We start from the raw sequence: 16,047 nt of genomic DNA, 5'->3' as shown, positions 1-16,047 counted from the left end.
ATTATGAGGGCCTAAGCCGTTACAAAGGTTTAGGCTTTTACTTTTATTCCACATGAAAAGGTTCAAAATTGTTTACAATTATATCATTATTAAATAAAATGAAAGTTGTACTACATATTATCAAACAAACATAGCTTTAATTAGGGTAAAGTTGACTATTTTTTTATCCAAAAATAGTCAGATGATTCCTAAAATGGGGGGGAGAAAAATGTCGGGGATTTTAGTTGCGCTGATAGGGATTATTATATTAGCCTTAGGGTATCGCTATTATTCAAAGTTTGTGGCAGAAAAGATCTATCGTCTGGATCCTGATTATGTCACACCAGCGCATAAGTACAAAGATGGTGTGGATTTTGTGCCGACAAATAAATTTGTGCTATGGGGGCATCATTTCACATCTGTTGCTGGAGCAGCGCCGATAATGGGTCCAGCAGTAGCATTATACTGGGGGTGGCTACCTGCATTTATATGGGTTATCCTCGGTACAGTTTTTGCTGCAGGGGTGCATGATTTTGGTACACTGGTTGTTTCCGTCCGTAATAAAGGGCAATCGATCGGAACTCTGGCAAACCGGTTAATTGGGCAGCGAGCGAAGATTTTATTTTTATTTATTATCTTAATATTATTATTAATGGTTAATGCTGTATTTACATGGGTGGTTGCGAATCAGTTTATCGAGTATCCAGCCAGCGTATTGCCGGTATTTATTCAAATACCGATTGCAATTTGGATTGGGTACGCTGTGTACAAGGGAAATAAAAAGATGTTGGGACCTTCTTTAATTGGGCTTGCGATTATGTACGGAGTCGCTATCATAACAAGTAGAGTTGATTTTCTCCAGATTGATCTGGTTAGATACTTTGGCGGAGAGGGAAGTACCGGTTTATTAGGTTTAGGAGCAGTTTCCTCCGCATTTCTGATCTGGATTGTTATATTAATGGTTTATGTTTATTTTGCATCCACATTACCGGTTTGGAAATTGCTGCAACCAAGAGATTTTATTAATTCACATCAGCTTGTTGTAGGGCTCAGCATCCTATATTTGGGCTTACTTTTCCTAAATCCCGAAATGTCTGCACCTGTTACAAATTCAAATCCAGATACGTCTTGGTTCCCGCTTTTATTTATTACGATCGCATGTGGGGCTATTTCCGGTTTTCATGGATTGGTTTCATCCGGAACGTCATCCAAACAGCTGGATAAGGATACCGATGCACGTTTTGTTGGTTATTTTGGAGCTGTCGGTGAAGGTATATTAGCGTTAATTTCGATTATTGCTGCTGGCACTTTATTTGCAAATGCAGATGCATTTTTTGAAACGTATGGTAGCTTTACAGAAGCAAATGGTGCAGGTCTCGGTGTATTTGTAGAAGGCGCTGCTAATCTGGCTTCCGGGATAGCAATACCACCTGATATCGCTACAACGATTGTCTCTATCATTGTAGTAAGTTTTGCTGCTACATCGTTGGATACTTCTGTACGGTTGCTACGCTATATTATTGGGGAATTGGGTGTTGAATATAAAGTTCCTCAATTATCAAAAAAACATGTGGCAAGTTCTGTAGCTGTTGTCTCAAGTGCGGCATTAGTATTGCTTCCCCAAGGGCCACAAGGTTTTGGCTCTGGTGGTTATCTAATATGGCCTTTATTTGGAACATCGAATCAATTGCTTGCCGGGATAAGTTTATTGTTAATCTCTATTTGGTTGAAGCGACAAGGGCGTAATTATGCGATTACATTAATCCCAATGATTTTCTTGATGTTTATGACATTATACGCCATGTTCCAGCAGGTTTTCTTTGAATGGGCATGGTATGGAACAGAGTCAGATATATTATTATTTGTCCTTGGAGCGATCATATTCGTTTTTGCAGTGTGGATTGTTCTTACCGCATTTAATGTGCTGACGAAAAAATATGATAACCCAATGGATCATGAATAATGGAAGAAGGGAAGAGATCATTAACGGATGGTCTCTTCTTTAAAACCCTCAAGCGAGGTGAGGACAATGTTGGAATATGTGAAAAAGATGATTCAATTTTATGAGGAAGTATTAAGCATGCCACATCGTCAGGAAATTGCTCGTGAACTACGGGATGAGGATGATTTGTTTCTGTTATTGTTGTATTCTGAGATGATTGGCATACCAAATCCAATTTATTATTATACACTGGAACTTTATCCATACATGATCGAGAATTTCCATGATTGGCATTTGCGTATGGGTATGGATAAATCGCCTCTAACAGGAATTCGCTGCTGCTAGGCAATCGTAAAGAAGAAGGAGGCGTAAAATGTGGAAGTATTAGCAAAGCATATTATTTTTGTTGGTGGTAAAGGCGGTGTGGGAAAATCTACTTCTGCTGCTGCGATTGCTTGGAAGTCTGCGAAATCCGGAAATAAGACATTACTTGTGTCTACAGATCCTGCACATAATTTAGGAGATATTTTTAAGCAGTCCATTGGTGGGAAAATAACGCTAGTTGCAGATAATTTGTCCGCATTGGAAATAGATCCGGAAATAGAAACAGATAAATATATAAAAAGTGTAAAAGAAAATATTAAGGATACTGTACAATCAAGTATGATGGAAGAGGTTCATCGGCAGTTGGACACAGCTAAGGCTTCCCCAGGAGCGGATGAAGCTGCGTTGTTTGATAAGCTAATATCCATTATTTTAGAGGAGCGAAAGCATTTCGATAAGCTGATTTTTGATACAGCACCAACAGGACACACCATACGATTATTATCACTTCCTGAACTAATGGGTGTTTGGATAAATGGATTGCTGCAAAAAAGAAGGAAAACGAATGAAAATTATTCCCAGCTATTAAACGACGGGGATCCGGTTGAGGATCCGATTTACGATGTGTTGCGGGAAAGGCAGGAACGCTTTTCAAAAGCCCGAGAGGTTATGCTGGATGGGAAAAAGACGGGTTTTATTTTTGTACTGAACCCGGAAAGACTCCCAATTTTAGAAACGAAAAAGGCGATTGAATTATTGGATCAGTATCATTTGCATGTAAAAACTGTAATCGTGAATAAAGTTCTGCCAGATGATGCAGACGGAGAATTTTTGCTGCAGCGAAGAGAGCATGAAAAACAGTATGTGTCCATGATTGAAGAAACATTTCAAAGACAGGAACGTATTTATGTGCCGTTATTCTCCCATGATGTAACGAATACAGATCAATTAGCGGAATTTAGTATATATTATGAGAAAGGGTGACAGGAATGAAAGCATTTGTACATGAATATGGAGAATTAAAAGTCAAGGATGTTCAGGATCCGGTTGCAGGGCGCGGAGAGGTAGTCGTTCATTTGCATGTAGCAGGTTTAAATCGACGTGATGTTGGTCTTCCAAATCGAAGAGGACGTACGGAAGATACATTAGTACTTGGTTCAGATGGTGCTGGCGTCATTGCGTCAGTAGGTGATGGGGTTACACGTGTGAAAGTGGGTGATGATGTTATTATTAATCCTTCTCTACGTTGGGAGGAAAATAGTGACGCACCGCCAAAGGAGTTTGATATTCTTGGCATGCCGGACCATGGCACTTTCGCTGAAAAAATTGTTCTTTCTGCAGCACAAGTCGAGAAAAAGCCGGAACATTTAACATGGGAAGAAGCTGGTGTTTTAGCATTAAGCGCATTAACAGGATATCGAGCACTTTTTACAAAAGGGCAGGTGAAAGAAGGAGACACGGTATTTATTCCTGGAGCAGGTAGTGGTGTGGCAACGTATCTCATTCAGTTTGCGAAAAATATAGGGGCAAAAGTAATCGTTACTTCCCGAAACGTAGAAAAGCAAAGGCAAGCAAAGGAATTGGGAGCAGACATTATATTGGATACAGCTAGTGACTGGACGAAGGAGCTAGTAAATGAAACGGTTGATTTAGTAATTGACAGTGTTGGACAAGCTACATTTAACCGTTCATTAGAGGTTTTGAAAAAAGGTGGACGAATCGTGATATTTGGTGCTACCACAGACGATACAGTAGATTTTAATTTACGCCAATTTTTCTATGGCCAATATCAGCTGTTCGGATCAACCATGGGTAGCAGACAAGAACTCATCGCAATGCTGGAACATATAGAAAATTTTAAAACACATCCTGTCGTTGATCAGACCTTCTCATTGGACGAAGCAGCGAAAGCTTTTGAGTATTTGCAGGAAGGGAAGCAGTTCGGAAAGATTGCTGTGCGGATGAATTAAAACTCGTCGTGCTGCAAGTGATTTCGAGAAGCTAGCACTGCTTGCAAAAAAGATTGCTAATGTAATTTGAGGTGTATTAACAATGCCTCGCCTCTCGTATCATGTGTTTCCTCCGCTGATATCTCGGTTATTCATGCTAAACTGTAATCTATATGCAATATATTGAAGTTACTTACCAGTGCGGGTGACCTAAGGACGCATCCACCCTTAGGTCACCTGGCCGGTGATTATAGCAAACAGCACTCGTATGAAAAGAACGTTATTATTTATTTTAAATAGGGACCAGCCATATCAATCGCTTGTTGCATTTTTTTGCTGTTTTTTTCATACATTTGTTTGGCGTTCTCATCTTCTGTAGCCAATGCAAACAGCTCTAGATCGGCTTGGGATTTTTTCATTGTAGCCAGTAGAAGAGGCAATTCTGAAGGGCTTGGTACTGCAATCTTATCATCATATAAATCGACCGTTAATTGACCATTTGTGTCTGCTTGTCCTAGAAACACATTTTCAATACTAACATTGATTTTATCCAATTCTGTTTCCAGCCAATTTGTATTCAAATTTAAATTGGCCAAGGGTTCGAGTAAGACTTTTCCATCCATAATCACCGTTTGCGGTTCTTTTTCCGGTGCGAGTTTTAAGCCTAGATCCTTTGGCGTTAAAGGACGGTTCTCTTTTTTGGGCAGAACACTTACTGTTCCGGATGGGTCCAATATAGCGAATTCAACATCAGAAGCAAGGAATACATTATTGTCACGCAATTTCTCAAGTAAGTCATCCGTGGTATATCCTTCTTTTTTTAAGTTATCCTCCATAATTTTGCCGTCTTGAATAAATACTGTACTTTTTCCATCCGTGAAATTACGAAAAGATTTACTTTTTAACGAAATATACTCGACAGTAAAAGGCACAATAAACCAGACAAACATGGCTAAAATTCCATATATGAGATTGCTGTTTGGATCTATCGTGTGAATAGCTACAATACCACCCAAAACGATGCCAGAAATGTATTCAAAAACATTTAGTTGTGACATTTGTTTCGCGCCAAGCCATTTTGTCATAAAAAACAAAATAACTAATAATGTAAGTGACTGTAAAATAATGGTAATCCAATCCGGCATAAGAATCGTACCTTTCTCATTGTTTTCGTTGGCAGCTAGTATTGTGGTTCTTCTTTTTCAAGATGTATAACCTGTTGCTGCAAATCCATTTTTATTTCGTTCATGATTTGTTGAACTTGATGAAATGTATCCTTTGTTTCCTGATCCTGGGCTTTATTTGTCATCATATTCAAGCTTGCCTCTATACTCTTTATCGATGAATAACAGCTTTTCACTTGCGCTCCGACTGTCATGTCATTTCAACTCCTATCCTTTTGATTTGAACAGTATTGCCCCAATCACGCCGAAAATAATGGCAGCAGAAATACCTGCACTGGTAACTTCAAACATACCTGTCACAACACCAATAAGCCCATGTGTTTCCGCTTCTTGCATTGCACCGTGAACCAACTGGTTACCAAAGCTTGTGATTGGTACGGTAACGCCTGCTCCAGCAAAATCAATCAATGGTTCATATAAACCTATTCCATCCAGCACAGCCCCGGAGATCACCAGAATCGTTAACATGTGAGCAGGGTTCAATTTAAATACATCAAGCATAATTTGTCCAATGACACAGATGAGTCCACCCACTACGAAGGCCCAGAAAAATATCATAAGGTTTCACTTCCTGACTCGATAGAAACTGCATGAGCGATACAGGGGATGGGGTCTTTTTGCTGTATACTCATTGGCGAATGAAGGGATCCAGTGGCAACAACAAGAATTCGCTTTAGATCACCTTTTTTCATTTGATTTAAAAAATGTCCATATGTCACGATAGACGAACATGCAGGTCCACTTGCACCAGCTAGAACAGGCTGATCTTCTCGGTAAATGGTAAGCCCACAGTCTACAAATTGCTCCTCTCTGACATTAAGCCCACGCTCATTCATAAGATCCAGTGAAACTTCTCTCCCAATATGACCAAGGTCACCTGTGATGATTAAATCATAGAAGTCCGGATCCACATTTCTTTCTTTAAAATGAGTCTCAATGGTATTTACAGCTGCTGGTGCCATAGCTCCCCCCATATTAAAGGGATCTGTTATTCCCATATCGACAACCTTGCCAATGGTAGAAGAGGTGACGACTGGGCCTATACCATCTTTTCCTACTAAAGCACAACCGGCGCCAGTAACTGTCCATTGTGCCGTTGGTGGTTTCTGTCCGCCATATTCTGTGGGATAGCGAAATTGTTTCTCAGCTGCTGCGTTATGACTGGACGTTCCGCTCAATATATAATTAGCCCCGTTACTATTTATAAAAAAAGCAGCTAATGCTAAACTTTCCATTGATGTAGCACAGGCACTGAATAAACCGAGATAGGGAATTCCCATTGTTTTTGCAGCAAAGTTAGAAGGAGTAATTTGATTGATTAAGTCCCCACTTATAAAAAATTCAACTTGTTCTTTTTCAATGATGCTTTTTTTGACGGCTACCTGACAGGCTTCTTCCATCATTACTTGCTGTGATTTTTCAAAAGATGCCTGCCTTTGCCACATGTCTTCATGTAAAATATCAAAATCATTTGGAATGTTTCCATTCGCCTCAAATGGCCCACCTACTGTACCGGTAGAAATAATCACAGGTTTATTTTCGAAGGTCCATGTCTGATGTCCAATCAACATTATAATCCACCCCATTTTATAAGAATTGTTTTTAAGAGTGCGATGATAAATGCAGAAAACACGCCATATACTATAACCGGACCGGCGAGCTTTAACATATTACTTCCTACACCTAAGATAAACCCCTCTGTCCGGTATTCGATAGCCGAAGAAATAACCGCATTTCCAAATCCTGTAACAGGAACGGCAGAACCTGCGCCGGAAAATTGCCCGATACGATCATAAACACCAAATCCGGTTAATAGCATTGTGATGAAAATAAGTGTGGCTACTGTTGGACTCCCGGCTGTTTGCTCGGTAAAATTAAAGTAGTAAATATAGAAAGTCGTTATCACTTGGCCGATAAAACAGATGAACCCACCAACAAAAAATGCTTTTATACAGTTTTTTAATAAGGGCCTTTTTACTTCACGCTTGTCTTGAAATGCTTGATAGGATTGTGCTTCTGGAGGTAAATTTTTTTTCTTTTTATCTGCCATGTCATTTCACTCTTTTCTCCTAAGTCTGTTCTTTTGATAAGGAAATAATTTTATCCAATGCTTTCTCAAGTTCTTTTTTTGATACTTTTTTTGATTCAAGCGCTTTTTCTAGTCGCTCAAGTTCCAGAATTATTTTTTTATCTGTGGAGATATCGACTTCCATGTTTGGAAATTTTTCTTTCATTTCTTTCTTTCGTTCTTCTCGAAAATTTGCGAGTCCAAATCGTTCGTGATGCTGAATTTCAATAGCGATCATCAGCTTCTTGGATGTATTAACAGCTTTTATAGAAGTTATTTCTTCGTATTTACTTAAGTATTCTTTTGCTTGATTTGCAGGTTCTTGATCAATGGCATTTGAAGTTGTGGAAATCTGGTTTAATTCAATATCATTATTTCCCTGTGATTCAGAATTCGTTCCACAGCCAACAAGCAAAAGTGCGAAGCTGATAAATACAATTGATTTCAAGGTGTTCATCCATTTCACCCATTTCTCTATTTATGCGTTATAGCGAGGTTGGCAAAACACCAACCCCAAGTTTACTTCTAAAAACCTTTGTATTGTGGTTCTTCCTGTTCGATTTGCTGTACTCTTGGTTCAACACTTTGCAAGACAGTTTGTGTTTGTTGTGCAGCATTTTCGTACGTTTGTTTGGCTTGTTTATTTTCCGTTTGCAATGCAAATTGCTCAAAACTTGCTTGTGCACTTTTAAGCCCGGCAATGGTCTGTTTTAATTGGCTACCTACCGTCATATAAATCCTCCTTTTTAGTAAGGTTGTTAATTATAATTTGAGCTTTGAGGTATAAATATACTTTCTACATTCTTCCTTTATGGAGATTAGAATAAAAAAGCAGCACATCCCATATGGATATACTGCTTTAGATTTATCTTTTATTAAATTTTTTATCCTTCATAAATGGTGTAACATCCATTCGTATGGGATGACTGTACTTTCGAATCATTTGCTCGGTCCATGTATCTGTTCGTGTATTGCTGGAGCGATTTTGATAATAGGATGTAAGCTGATTATCAAAGTCACGTATTAATGCGTGTTGCTTGTCAGTTGCATATTCATTCTCCTGATAAACAACTTCAAGCGGGAGACGTGGTTTGATTTCAGGATCTTGATCCGGATAGCCCACTGCTAGTCCGAATAAAGGAATGACGTGTTCAGGAAGTTTCAATAAATTGCTTACTCGTGTTATATCATTTCGCAGGCTGCCTAGAAAACAAATACCAAGTCCCATCGACTCTGCCGCAACAGATGCATTTTGTGCAGCCAGCGCCGCGTCAATTGTTGTTACAATAAATTGTTCTGTACTTTCCATACTTTCCTGCATTTGTGATTGCTCTTCTATAGAAGCTTGTTGATAAATACGGTTTAAGTCTCCACAGAATACAAATAAGTGGCCATTGTCTTTTACATAAGGCTGTCCCGAAACAGCTGACAACTCTGCCTTTAGATTTTCGTCAGTGATTCCTATAATAGTATATGCCATAACATGGCTCGAGGTTGAAGCTTGTTGAGCAGCCTTTACGATGGTATGTATTTGATCTTTTGTTAGTTTTTCTGATTTAAATTTACGGATAGAACGATGATTAAGAATCGTTTCTACTGTAGTATTCATAAATAAAAGCTCCTTTGTACACGTAATAATATTCGTTGTATTTGGCTCTTCATATACAAACGAACATCTCCAATTATACAATATTTTTAAAATGTTAACAGGAATATGCAATTGAAAAATGGATAATTATCCCTCGTTTATCAACGATAGATTTTTGTGAAAAGCTTTTTTTAGTAATAAAAATATTAATTATCCAGATTTTTTGTTACAATGATGAAGAAATTAAGAGGGGGGAGCAGCAGATGAAAACCTTTAAGCTGAAATCGTTGGAAATTATCGAACAAAGAGATGATAATCTTATGCCAAAAAAAATTCCCTTAAAAGATGGTCTTACGATTAACCGGGAAGATGATAATAATCAATGGGTTATCGAAGCTTTTATTGACTATTCCTACTTGCATTATTTTAATGAACTAAAGAAAGAAAATGAGATCATGCTCCAGGTAAAAATCACCAAAGAAAGTAATGAACCCGCTACATTTATCACGACCATTATTGGAGTCAACGAAATAGGGGAACATATGAATGTGCTATTTTTAGGGTCAATTGTTGATCGACGTAAAAATAAAGTGGAAGAGATCCTAATTGGTTTAATTGATGAAGGGTACCAAGGAAATGATTTAATAAAGAAATTTAAAGATGTAGTGGCTAAAAAGTTAGATTGAAAAATTTGGTCATGTATTTCATGAATTAGATGAGCTGTAAGGAGAATTATGTATGAATCATCGAAATCCTTTTTCCTGGTGGATAAATAAACGTTCGCCTGTGCAAATTCTATTGATTTTTTATTCTATTGCGGTTGTTTTATCAACAATAATTATGTCTTTGCCTGTCATTTATCAGGACGATGTAGCTATCTCCTTTGTCGATATCCTTTTTACAGCAGTAAGTGCTTTAAGTGTTACCGGATTAAGTACCATCGTGATTACGGATACACTCAGTACAAGTGGTATTATCGTTCTTGCATTTATTATGCAGTTAGGTGCAGTAGGAGTTATGGCAATTGGTACATTTATTTGGCTGCTTTTAGGCAAGAAAATTGGTTTGAAAGAGCGTCGTCTAATTATGACAGACCAAAATCAAACTTCTTTTGAAGGCATGGTTCGCTTGATTAAACAAATCGTTTATTTATTATTAACGGTCGAATTGATTAGCTTTTTTATTTTGGGGACCTATTTCCTGCAGTATTTTCCAACTGTTGGAGAAGCTTATTTACAAGGTTTTTTTGCAACAATAAGTGCCGTATCAAATGGTGGTTTTGATATTACCGGTGAGTCGTTAGTTCTATTTAAGGATGATTACTTTGTACAATTTATAAATATGATCTTAATTATTTTTGGAGCCATTGGTTTTCCGGTTCTCATCGAGTTAAAAGAATATATATTGTCAAAATTAGGCAAACGTGGGGAAGTGCGCTTTAGTCTGTTTTCAAAAGTAACGACAACTACTTTTTTTATCCTGATTGTCATTGGTGCTTTATTTATTTACATACTGGATGTTGGTCATTTTTTTGCGGATAAATCTTGGCATGAAGCATTGTTTTATGCGTTTTTTCAATCTGTGACTACTAGAAGCGGTGGCTTAGCTACAATGGATGTCAGTCAACTGACAGAGCAAAATCATCTGTTTATGTCTTTCTTAATGTTTATCGGAGCTTCTCCTAGTAGTGCAGGTGGCGGTATTCGAACAACAACCTTTGCGCTTGTAGTCATTTTTATTATTACATTTGCCAGAGGTAGAAGAAGTATTCGTATTTTTAATCGGGAGGTGTATGAGGAAGACTTGTTAAAAGCCGTTACTGTAACTTTGCTGGCGATTATTCTTGTATTTATTTCCATCATACTGATCTCGGTTGCAGAACCATATTCTTTAAGTCAAACGCTCTTTGAAGCCACATCAGCTTTTGGAACTGTCGGGCTTTCTTCTGGTATAACAAGTGAATTATCTGCATTTAGCAAGATTATTCTCATGTTCTTAATGTTTATTGGTAGGGTTGGTATCATTACAATTTTATTTTCGTTTAAAACGAATAAGAAAAGCGGAAATTACCATTATCCAAAAGAAAAAATGATCATTGGCTAATCATTTACTTTATTAGTTGTATATTAGCTCTGATATTATTTTCATCCTATTTTACTTTATTTAGGGGAAGGATCTTGATATGATAGTAGGGAGGAGTATTATATTTATTAGAGATCTTCTAAACGGTACATAGTTAATATGAAGGAGGTTCACGTTCATGTGGGAAATAGCTTTCGGCGTTGTTTGTTTAGGAATAATTGTTTTGAATGTAGGTTACTGCCTTTTTGATAGAGAATAAGGTAAGGGTCAGACAGTTGTCTGATCCTTACCTGGTTTTGCCCCATTCACTAAACGGATATATGATAAATTCTGACCTTCCAATAATCTCATCTTCAGCTATAAATCCCAATCCATTTCTGCTGTCTTTACTTATCCCACGATTGTCTCCCATTACAAAGTAAGAATCATCGGGGACCTCAATAGGACCTGAATTTCCGGTTCGTTGTAAGTCTTCCTCATTTAAAAATGTTTGCTGATATTTTTCTCCGTTAATGAATAATGTATTGTCACTTATTTCGATGGTTTCACCGGGTAAGCCAATGACACGTTTTACATAATTTTTCGAAGGTCTTTGAATAATAACTACATCTCCACGATCAGGTTCATCAAGTAAGTAAACTGCTTTATTAACGATTACTCGTTCACCGCTTTCCAGCGTTGGCTCCATACTTTCTCCTTCAACGATCGAAGTGGCAAATATAAAGGTTCGTAAAATGAAAGCTATGATGATAGCAATAATAATAGCCTTTGTCCATTCCAGCAATTCGTTTTTCTTTTTCTTTTCAGCCAACAGATCCATCCTTTCTGGAAAAAGACATTCCAATAGTATAATAGCATAGTGAACACAAGTATTCTAGGGATAAAACTTCACTCGTTAGCTTGTCATTGTCTATTTACCTATGCTAAAGTAAAGAAAAGCCTGAGGAGGTACCAATTCGATTATAATGTATCCCGACGATAAACTTTTAAAACGAATAGAATTTTTGCGCCAACAAATGGCTGAAGTTGCAACCGAAAAAGGGTATACTCATATTGATTCAATTGAACTCAGTCAGGAATTGGATCAATTATTGAACCTCTATGAGACGATGAAAAAAATTGAACAAAATAGATGATAATCTGTTTTCTGCAGTTCTATGCATGGTTAATCCAAGGTTTTCCCTCTGTAAATGCTCCATAAATGTCCAACCTTATGTTTACAATCATTTTAAATTTGGTTTTTTAGGCAGATCCAAAGTATATATACCAATCCTAGTATAAGTGCGACTAAATCGACTGTCGCACTAAAGATTTTAGGATGTATGCTCCTTTCTTATTGCTTAGGTGGGGGGAGCAAATACTCGAATGCTATACTTGATTGACCGATAAATTAAGTATAATATAAAAATTTCATAAAATGTTCAAATAATTATAAACTATGAGGGAGAAAACTAGGGTATACTTATAGTAAAGGATTAAAAAGGGGTGTATGATGTATGAGACCAAAATCGCTAAATTTTGAACAACTCGTTCAACAAAATAAAAGAGAATTATTAGATGATGAAAAAAGCCTTTCCCAATTAGAAATAAGGCTGGATAAAAAACAAGCAGACGCAAGAGAAAAAAGTCAGGAGCGGCATTAAGTCGCTCCTGACTTTTTTCTATAAGATTTGCTATTTACCTGAATGGCTACAATCGCACCAATAATCAAAGCCATTCCAACCATCTGCATAAACGTAAATGCTTCCTGGAAAATAAAAATACCGATAAACGTTGCTACAATAGGTTCAATTGTAGTTAAGATGGAAGCTTCCGAGGCTTCTGTCTGCTGCAGTCCATAGGTGTAAATAATATACGCAAATGCAGTTGGTAAAAACCCAAGCCCAAACGCATAGGATAGGACAAGTGGTTCCATAAGTAAAAATGCTTTTTCTTGGTATGGGAAAAACGGTACTAGTGCAACTGCTGCGACAATAAATGTATACGTTGTAATACTTAAACTTGTATATTTTTCTAATGCGAATTTACTAAATATGCTGTATAGTGCATAACCAACTCCTGATCCTAATCCAAATAAGATACTGTTAATAGGAAGCGATTGCATATTCAGTGGAATTACCCCAACAACGAAGCAAGTCCCAAACAGCGTAACAACTAGGGAGATGATTTTCACCCTTGTCAGGGGCTCTTTAAATAGGAAAAAAGACATCATTGTTACAAAAGCCGGTGCTGTATACAATAATGCTGTTGCAACAGGGAGTGTAGACAATTCGATAGCTGTAAACAAACAATAATTAAAGAAGATGATGCTTAAAATACCTGTACCTAAAAAATATTTTATATCTTTTGGTGTATGTAATTTTAACTTTTTAGGTGAAGTGATCATTAAATAGAGTAATAATAAAAGGGCTGAAGACCACGACCTTAAGGTAACAACCTCCATAGGTGTAAACCCAAATGTATATAAATGATTTACATACCAGCCAATAGTCCCCCATAAACCAGCACCGATGATGATGAGTAGAAAAGCTTTATTCAACGTATTATACCATCCTTTTTTAAATCGTTAAGAAGATTATAACAAATAGATGGCAACATTAGAGCATAGAAATGTATATTTGAAGAAATAAGTGTAGAGACTTTAAATACATACATTCAGAACGAATAGGGGGAAGCAATATATGTTTAACGTCAGCTGGATTAATTTATCACGGTTTACCCCTTTAGGAGTAAGGGAGGAACATATCTATGTTTTGCTTATAGCTATAGGAATCATAACAAGCTACTTGGTTGTCCAACCGTTTATTACCTGGTTTGTAGCAAAACGGTCTGCTAAATTACTAAGCTATATTATCAGCAGTTTATTGGTTATTATTAGTTGTTTTATCGTAGTTCTATTCATAGGAGACTTTCATCATTTACGGGTTCATTTGTTAAAAATCACATTACAGACTTTAGCAGTTTTTGGGGTTGTGCTTATTTTATTTTATAGTTACCGGCGATTGATGAAAACCAATTGAAAAAAGCGTATGCAAGAGGCAATACGCTTATAAAAATATTATTTTTCGTTTTTCATGTCCAGTTCATTCTGCAAATTCTGCAGCCAGCGAAATACCGGATGAAATATTTCCTCTGGTGAGTCTAAATGATCTGGTGCTGCATCCATCACTAGCTTTTTTTCAGTTTCTGACAGCTTTTCATAGTGATCTTTTAACTCATGCGTTTGCTCAGCATAACCTCTTAATTCAGACATGAAGGCATGAAGTTCTATCATTTGAAGTCCTCCTTTTACAGGTATAATACCTTACTATCGGAAGAGTGAAACGTGATTTTATTAATTTCGATGTGTTTTCTTTGATGGCCATTCCATTTTCCCTAAGGAGGAAGGTGTGAAATAGGAAGAAGTATATCTTTTTCTGGGCACAGAAGTTTGTCTTTTCTCCTTTGGTTTCCAGTCTATATAACGATAGACTATTTTCTTAGCTTGTGATAAGGACATCTTCGTTTGAGGGTTACGGTAATTATGGTCAAGTGAACCTAAATGTTTAAGCTCTTTGAAGTCTTGTTTTTCTGGAGGTATATGAAAAAAATAACTATCTACTTTTACAAGCAGGGTGGAATGCTGATTGCTTAGTTTCGGTTGATCCGAGAAATGTAGCCCTACTTTTGTAGCTTGTTTTTCCTTCAGCAGGCGATTAATCGCTTCTTTTTTTATAAAATATAAATGTTGAGGTTCTGGAGCCGTTTTGGCATGTCGGTTAATGGTAAATAAAGCTTTAGCCAGATCACTTAACTTGATATTGTTCTTCATTGCTTACCCTCCTTTTCTATCAAATATATTACTTGCCTTTATCCTATCGTAAAGCCTGTCCAAGTGCAAATGTTTTTAATAAAAAAGAACAGAAAAACGTATTTCTGCTCTTCTTTAGATCTATCTATTATCCCATTTCTTATTTAAAATCCCTATATCTTTAAGGAGACTAATGATCAATGCATCCTGTTCGCTTTCGAAAGCATCCTCTGTACAGGAGCCATTGGCTTCATAGTTTAAGTCCGCTGCGTCTTGCAACTGGGCATCTTCAAGATAATTTGTCGGATTGGATTGCTCAAAACAAGATGGTGCGATATAGGTACTTTTATTATGTTCAAGAATAATCCTTGTGTCGCCAGAAGGATGGGTCTCCTTAGGAATCGTAAACCCGGCAATAAGAATGATACCTATGAAAGTTAAGATAAAAATCCAAGTTTTCTTTTTCATGTGGAAACTCCTTTTGTAGCAATGACTATATGACAGCTTGTAGATCCTCAACAATTAGATCAACTACATTAACATCCAAACCATCATACTGTTTAATCACTTCCCCTTCCGGATTAATCAGGAAGAAACTAGTTCCATGGGTTACTTGATCTGAATCAGATGGGGGCTCTGCTACCATTGAACGAAATGATGTGATGGAAAATTCCTTAATGGTCTCAAAGTCATACCCTGTTAGAAATGACCAGTTACTTAAATCCGCATCGTATTCATCAGCATATTCTTTCAATACTTCAGGTGTATCATAATCCGGATCTACACTGAATGAAACGAGTTGAGCATCAATACCCTCTTCCTCCAAGCTTGATTGTAATCTGGACATATTTGGTGTCATCGTGAGACAAACAGTGGTACAATTTGTGAAAACAAAATCTGCTACCCACCATTCTCCATCTAGGTCATCTGAACTCAATGCCTCATTATCCTGTGTTGTAAACTCAAAGTCTGCCACATCTTCAGACATATTTGTTTCAATATCTTCTCCACAGGCGGCGAGAAAAAGAACTAAACTACCTAAAAGTAAAATCTGAAATCGCTTCATATTCTCCCTGCCTTTCTATCTAACCCCAAAGTTAACTTTTAAATACAGTATAACACTGGGATAATAATTTTAAAT

The 16,047-nt window shown here is 37.1% G+C and carries 23 protein-coding genes; 9 read left to right on the top strand and 14 right to left on the bottom strand.

Features of this window, described 5'->3' with window-relative positions:
• Positions 1-208: 208 nt before the first annotated feature.
• The 4 genes from KFZ56_RS12300 to KFZ56_RS12285 all read left to right on the top strand — a co-directional run bounded on the left by KFZ56_RS12300 (position 209) and on the right by KFZ56_RS12285 (position 4,215).
• On the top strand, positions 209-1,942 hold the full coding sequence (locus tag KFZ56_RS12300) for a carbon starvation CstA family protein (protein ID WP_222642215.1): 1,734 nt from the start codon (positions 209-211) through the stop codon (positions 1,940-1,942).
• A 66-nt stretch (positions 1,943-2,008) separates the two neighbouring features.
• Positions 2,009-2,266 carry a cory-CC-star protein gene (locus tag KFZ56_RS12295; RefSeq protein WP_222642214.1) on the top strand — a complete coding sequence of 86 codons (258 nt, stop codon included), beginning with the start codon at positions 2,009-2,011 and terminating at the stop codon, positions 2,264-2,266.
• 30 nt (positions 2,267-2,296) lie between these two features.
• Positions 2,297-3,229, top strand: coding sequence for an ArsA family ATPase (locus tag KFZ56_RS12290; protein ID WP_222642213.1), 933 nt, complete (start codon positions 2,297-2,299; stop codon positions 3,227-3,229).
• Positions 3,230-3,234: 5 nt separating this feature from the next.
• On the top strand, positions 3,235-4,215 hold the full coding sequence (locus tag KFZ56_RS12285; protein ID WP_222642212.1) for a zinc-binding dehydrogenase: 981 nt from the start codon (positions 3,235-3,237) through the stop codon (positions 4,213-4,215).
• Between the two features lie 266 nt (positions 4,216-4,481).
• Here KFZ56_RS12285 and KFZ56_RS12280 read toward each other — a convergent pair whose 3' ends face one another.
• From KFZ56_RS12280 to nfsA, 8 genes are all read right to left on the bottom strand, one after another.
• The gene (locus KFZ56_RS12280) at positions 4,482-5,339 is read right to left on the bottom strand and encodes a DUF421 domain-containing protein (protein WP_222642211.1); all 858 of its coding nucleotides are present in this window, start codon (positions 5,337-5,339) and stop codon (positions 4,482-4,484) included.
• A 35-nt stretch (positions 5,340-5,374) separates the two neighbouring features.
• Positions 5,375-5,572: a DUF1657 domain-containing protein gene (locus tag KFZ56_RS12275; protein WP_222642210.1), complete on the bottom strand. Its 198-nt coding sequence runs from the start codon at positions 5,570-5,572 to the stop codon at positions 5,375-5,377.
• A 13-nt stretch (positions 5,573-5,585) separates the two neighbouring features.
• On the bottom strand, positions 5,586-5,936 hold the full coding sequence (gene spoVAE / locus KFZ56_RS12270; RefSeq protein ID WP_222642209.1) for a stage V sporulation protein AE: 351 nt from the start codon (positions 5,934-5,936) through the stop codon (positions 5,586-5,588).
• Positions 5,933-6,949 (bottom strand): stage V sporulation protein AD, encoded by a 1,017-nt coding sequence (gene spoVAD / locus KFZ56_RS12265; protein ID WP_222642208.1) that lies wholly within the window; start codon positions 6,947-6,949, stop codon positions 5,933-5,935. The genes spoVAE and spoVAD overlap by 4 nt, the downstream gene beginning before the upstream one ends.
• Complete coding sequence (gene spoVAC / locus KFZ56_RS12260) at positions 6,949-7,428, bottom strand: stage V sporulation protein AC (protein WP_222642207.1); 480 nt, start codon at positions 7,426-7,428, stop codon at positions 6,949-6,951. Before spoVAC ends, spoVAD begins: the two co-directional genes overlap by 1 nt.
• A 19-nt stretch (positions 7,429-7,447) precedes the next feature.
• The gene (locus tag KFZ56_RS12255; protein WP_222642206.1) at positions 7,448-7,894 is read right to left on the bottom strand and encodes a hypothetical protein; all 447 of its coding nucleotides are present in this window, start codon (positions 7,892-7,894) and stop codon (positions 7,448-7,450) included.
• Between the two features lie 77 nt (positions 7,895-7,971).
• Entirely contained in the window at positions 7,972-8,178 is a 207-nt protein-coding gene (locus KFZ56_RS12250; RefSeq protein ID WP_222642205.1) for a DUF1657 domain-containing protein, read from the bottom strand.
• Positions 8,179-8,311: 133 nt separating this feature from the next.
• Positions 8,312-9,055, bottom strand: a complete 744-nt coding sequence (nfsA, locus tag KFZ56_RS12245) for an oxygen-insensitive NADPH nitroreductase (protein ID WP_222642204.1) — start codon at positions 9,053-9,055, stop codon at positions 8,312-8,314.
• Between the two features lie 242 nt (positions 9,056-9,297).
• Between nfsA and KFZ56_RS12240 the strand changes: the two genes are divergently transcribed.
• Together KFZ56_RS12240 and KFZ56_RS12235 are read left to right on the top strand one after the other, a co-directional pair.
• The gene (locus tag KFZ56_RS12240) at positions 9,298-9,720 is read left to right on the top strand and encodes a YwpF family protein (protein ID WP_222642203.1); all 423 of its coding nucleotides are present in this window, start codon (positions 9,298-9,300) and stop codon (positions 9,718-9,720) included.
• 52 nt (positions 9,721-9,772) lie between these two features.
• Positions 9,773-11,137 (top strand): TrkH family potassium uptake protein, encoded by a 1,365-nt coding sequence (locus KFZ56_RS12235; protein ID WP_222642202.1) that lies wholly within the window; start codon positions 9,773-9,775, stop codon positions 11,135-11,137.
• A 265-nt stretch (positions 11,138-11,402) separates the two neighbouring features.
• On the opposite strand, the gene lepB is transcribed toward KFZ56_RS12235, so the two are convergent.
• Positions 11,403-11,927: a signal peptidase I gene (gene lepB / locus KFZ56_RS12230; RefSeq protein WP_222642201.1), complete on the bottom strand. Its 525-nt coding sequence runs from the start codon at positions 11,925-11,927 to the stop codon at positions 11,403-11,405.
• 154 nt (positions 11,928-12,081) lie between these two features.
• On the opposite strand from lepB, the gene KFZ56_RS12225 reads away from it, so the two are divergent.
• Positions 12,082-12,252, top strand: coding sequence for an aspartyl-phosphate phosphatase Spo0E family protein (locus KFZ56_RS12225; protein ID WP_222642200.1), 171 nt, complete (start codon positions 12,082-12,084; stop codon positions 12,250-12,252).
• A 360-nt stretch (positions 12,253-12,612) separates the two neighbouring features.
• Positions 12,613-12,759, top strand: coding sequence for an FbpB family small basic protein (locus KFZ56_RS12220; RefSeq protein ID WP_222642199.1), 147 nt, complete (start codon positions 12,613-12,615; stop codon positions 12,757-12,759).
• On the opposite strand, the gene KFZ56_RS12215 is transcribed toward KFZ56_RS12220, so the two are convergent.
• Positions 12,756-13,655 (bottom strand): DMT family transporter, encoded by a 900-nt coding sequence (locus tag KFZ56_RS12215; protein ID WP_222642198.1) that lies wholly within the window; start codon positions 13,653-13,655, stop codon positions 12,756-12,758. The two genes, KFZ56_RS12220 and KFZ56_RS12215, sit on opposite strands and share 4 nt — an antisense overlap.
• Before the next feature lie 142 nt (positions 13,656-13,797).
• Between KFZ56_RS12215 and KFZ56_RS12210 the strand changes: the two genes are divergently transcribed.
• Positions 13,798-14,136, top strand: coding sequence for a hypothetical protein (locus KFZ56_RS12210; RefSeq protein WP_222642197.1), 339 nt, complete (start codon positions 13,798-13,800; stop codon positions 14,134-14,136).
• Between the two features lie 38 nt (positions 14,137-14,174).
• On the opposite strand, the gene KFZ56_RS12205 is transcribed toward KFZ56_RS12210, so the two are convergent.
• The 4 genes from KFZ56_RS12205 to KFZ56_RS12190 form a co-directional block, all read right to left on the bottom strand.
• On the bottom strand, positions 14,175-14,390 hold the full coding sequence (locus tag KFZ56_RS12205; protein WP_255585130.1) for a hypothetical protein: 216 nt from the start codon (positions 14,388-14,390) through the stop codon (positions 14,175-14,177).
• A gap of 60 nt (positions 14,391-14,450) precedes the next feature.
• Complete coding sequence (locus KFZ56_RS12200; protein WP_222642196.1) at positions 14,451-14,927, bottom strand: YkyB family protein; 477 nt, start codon at positions 14,925-14,927, stop codon at positions 14,451-14,453.
• 120 nt (positions 14,928-15,047) lie between these two features.
• Positions 15,048-15,374 carry a hypothetical protein gene (locus KFZ56_RS12195; protein WP_222642195.1) on the bottom strand — a complete coding sequence of 109 codons (327 nt, stop codon included), beginning with the start codon at positions 15,372-15,374 and terminating at the stop codon, positions 15,048-15,050.
• 25 nt (positions 15,375-15,399) lie between these two features.
• On the bottom strand, positions 15,400-15,972 hold the full coding sequence (locus tag KFZ56_RS12190; RefSeq protein ID WP_222642194.1) for an SCO family protein: 573 nt from the start codon (positions 15,970-15,972) through the stop codon (positions 15,400-15,402).
• Between the last annotated feature and the right edge of the window lie 75 nt (positions 15,973-16,047).

It is taken from the genome of Virgibacillus sp. NKC19-3 (genome assembly GCF_019837165.1).
GTDB classification, from domain to species: domain Bacteria; phylum Bacillota; class Bacilli; order Bacillales; family Amphibacillaceae; genus Virgibacillus_L; species Virgibacillus_L saliphilus.
This window is presented reverse-complemented; position numbering and strand designations above follow the sequence as displayed.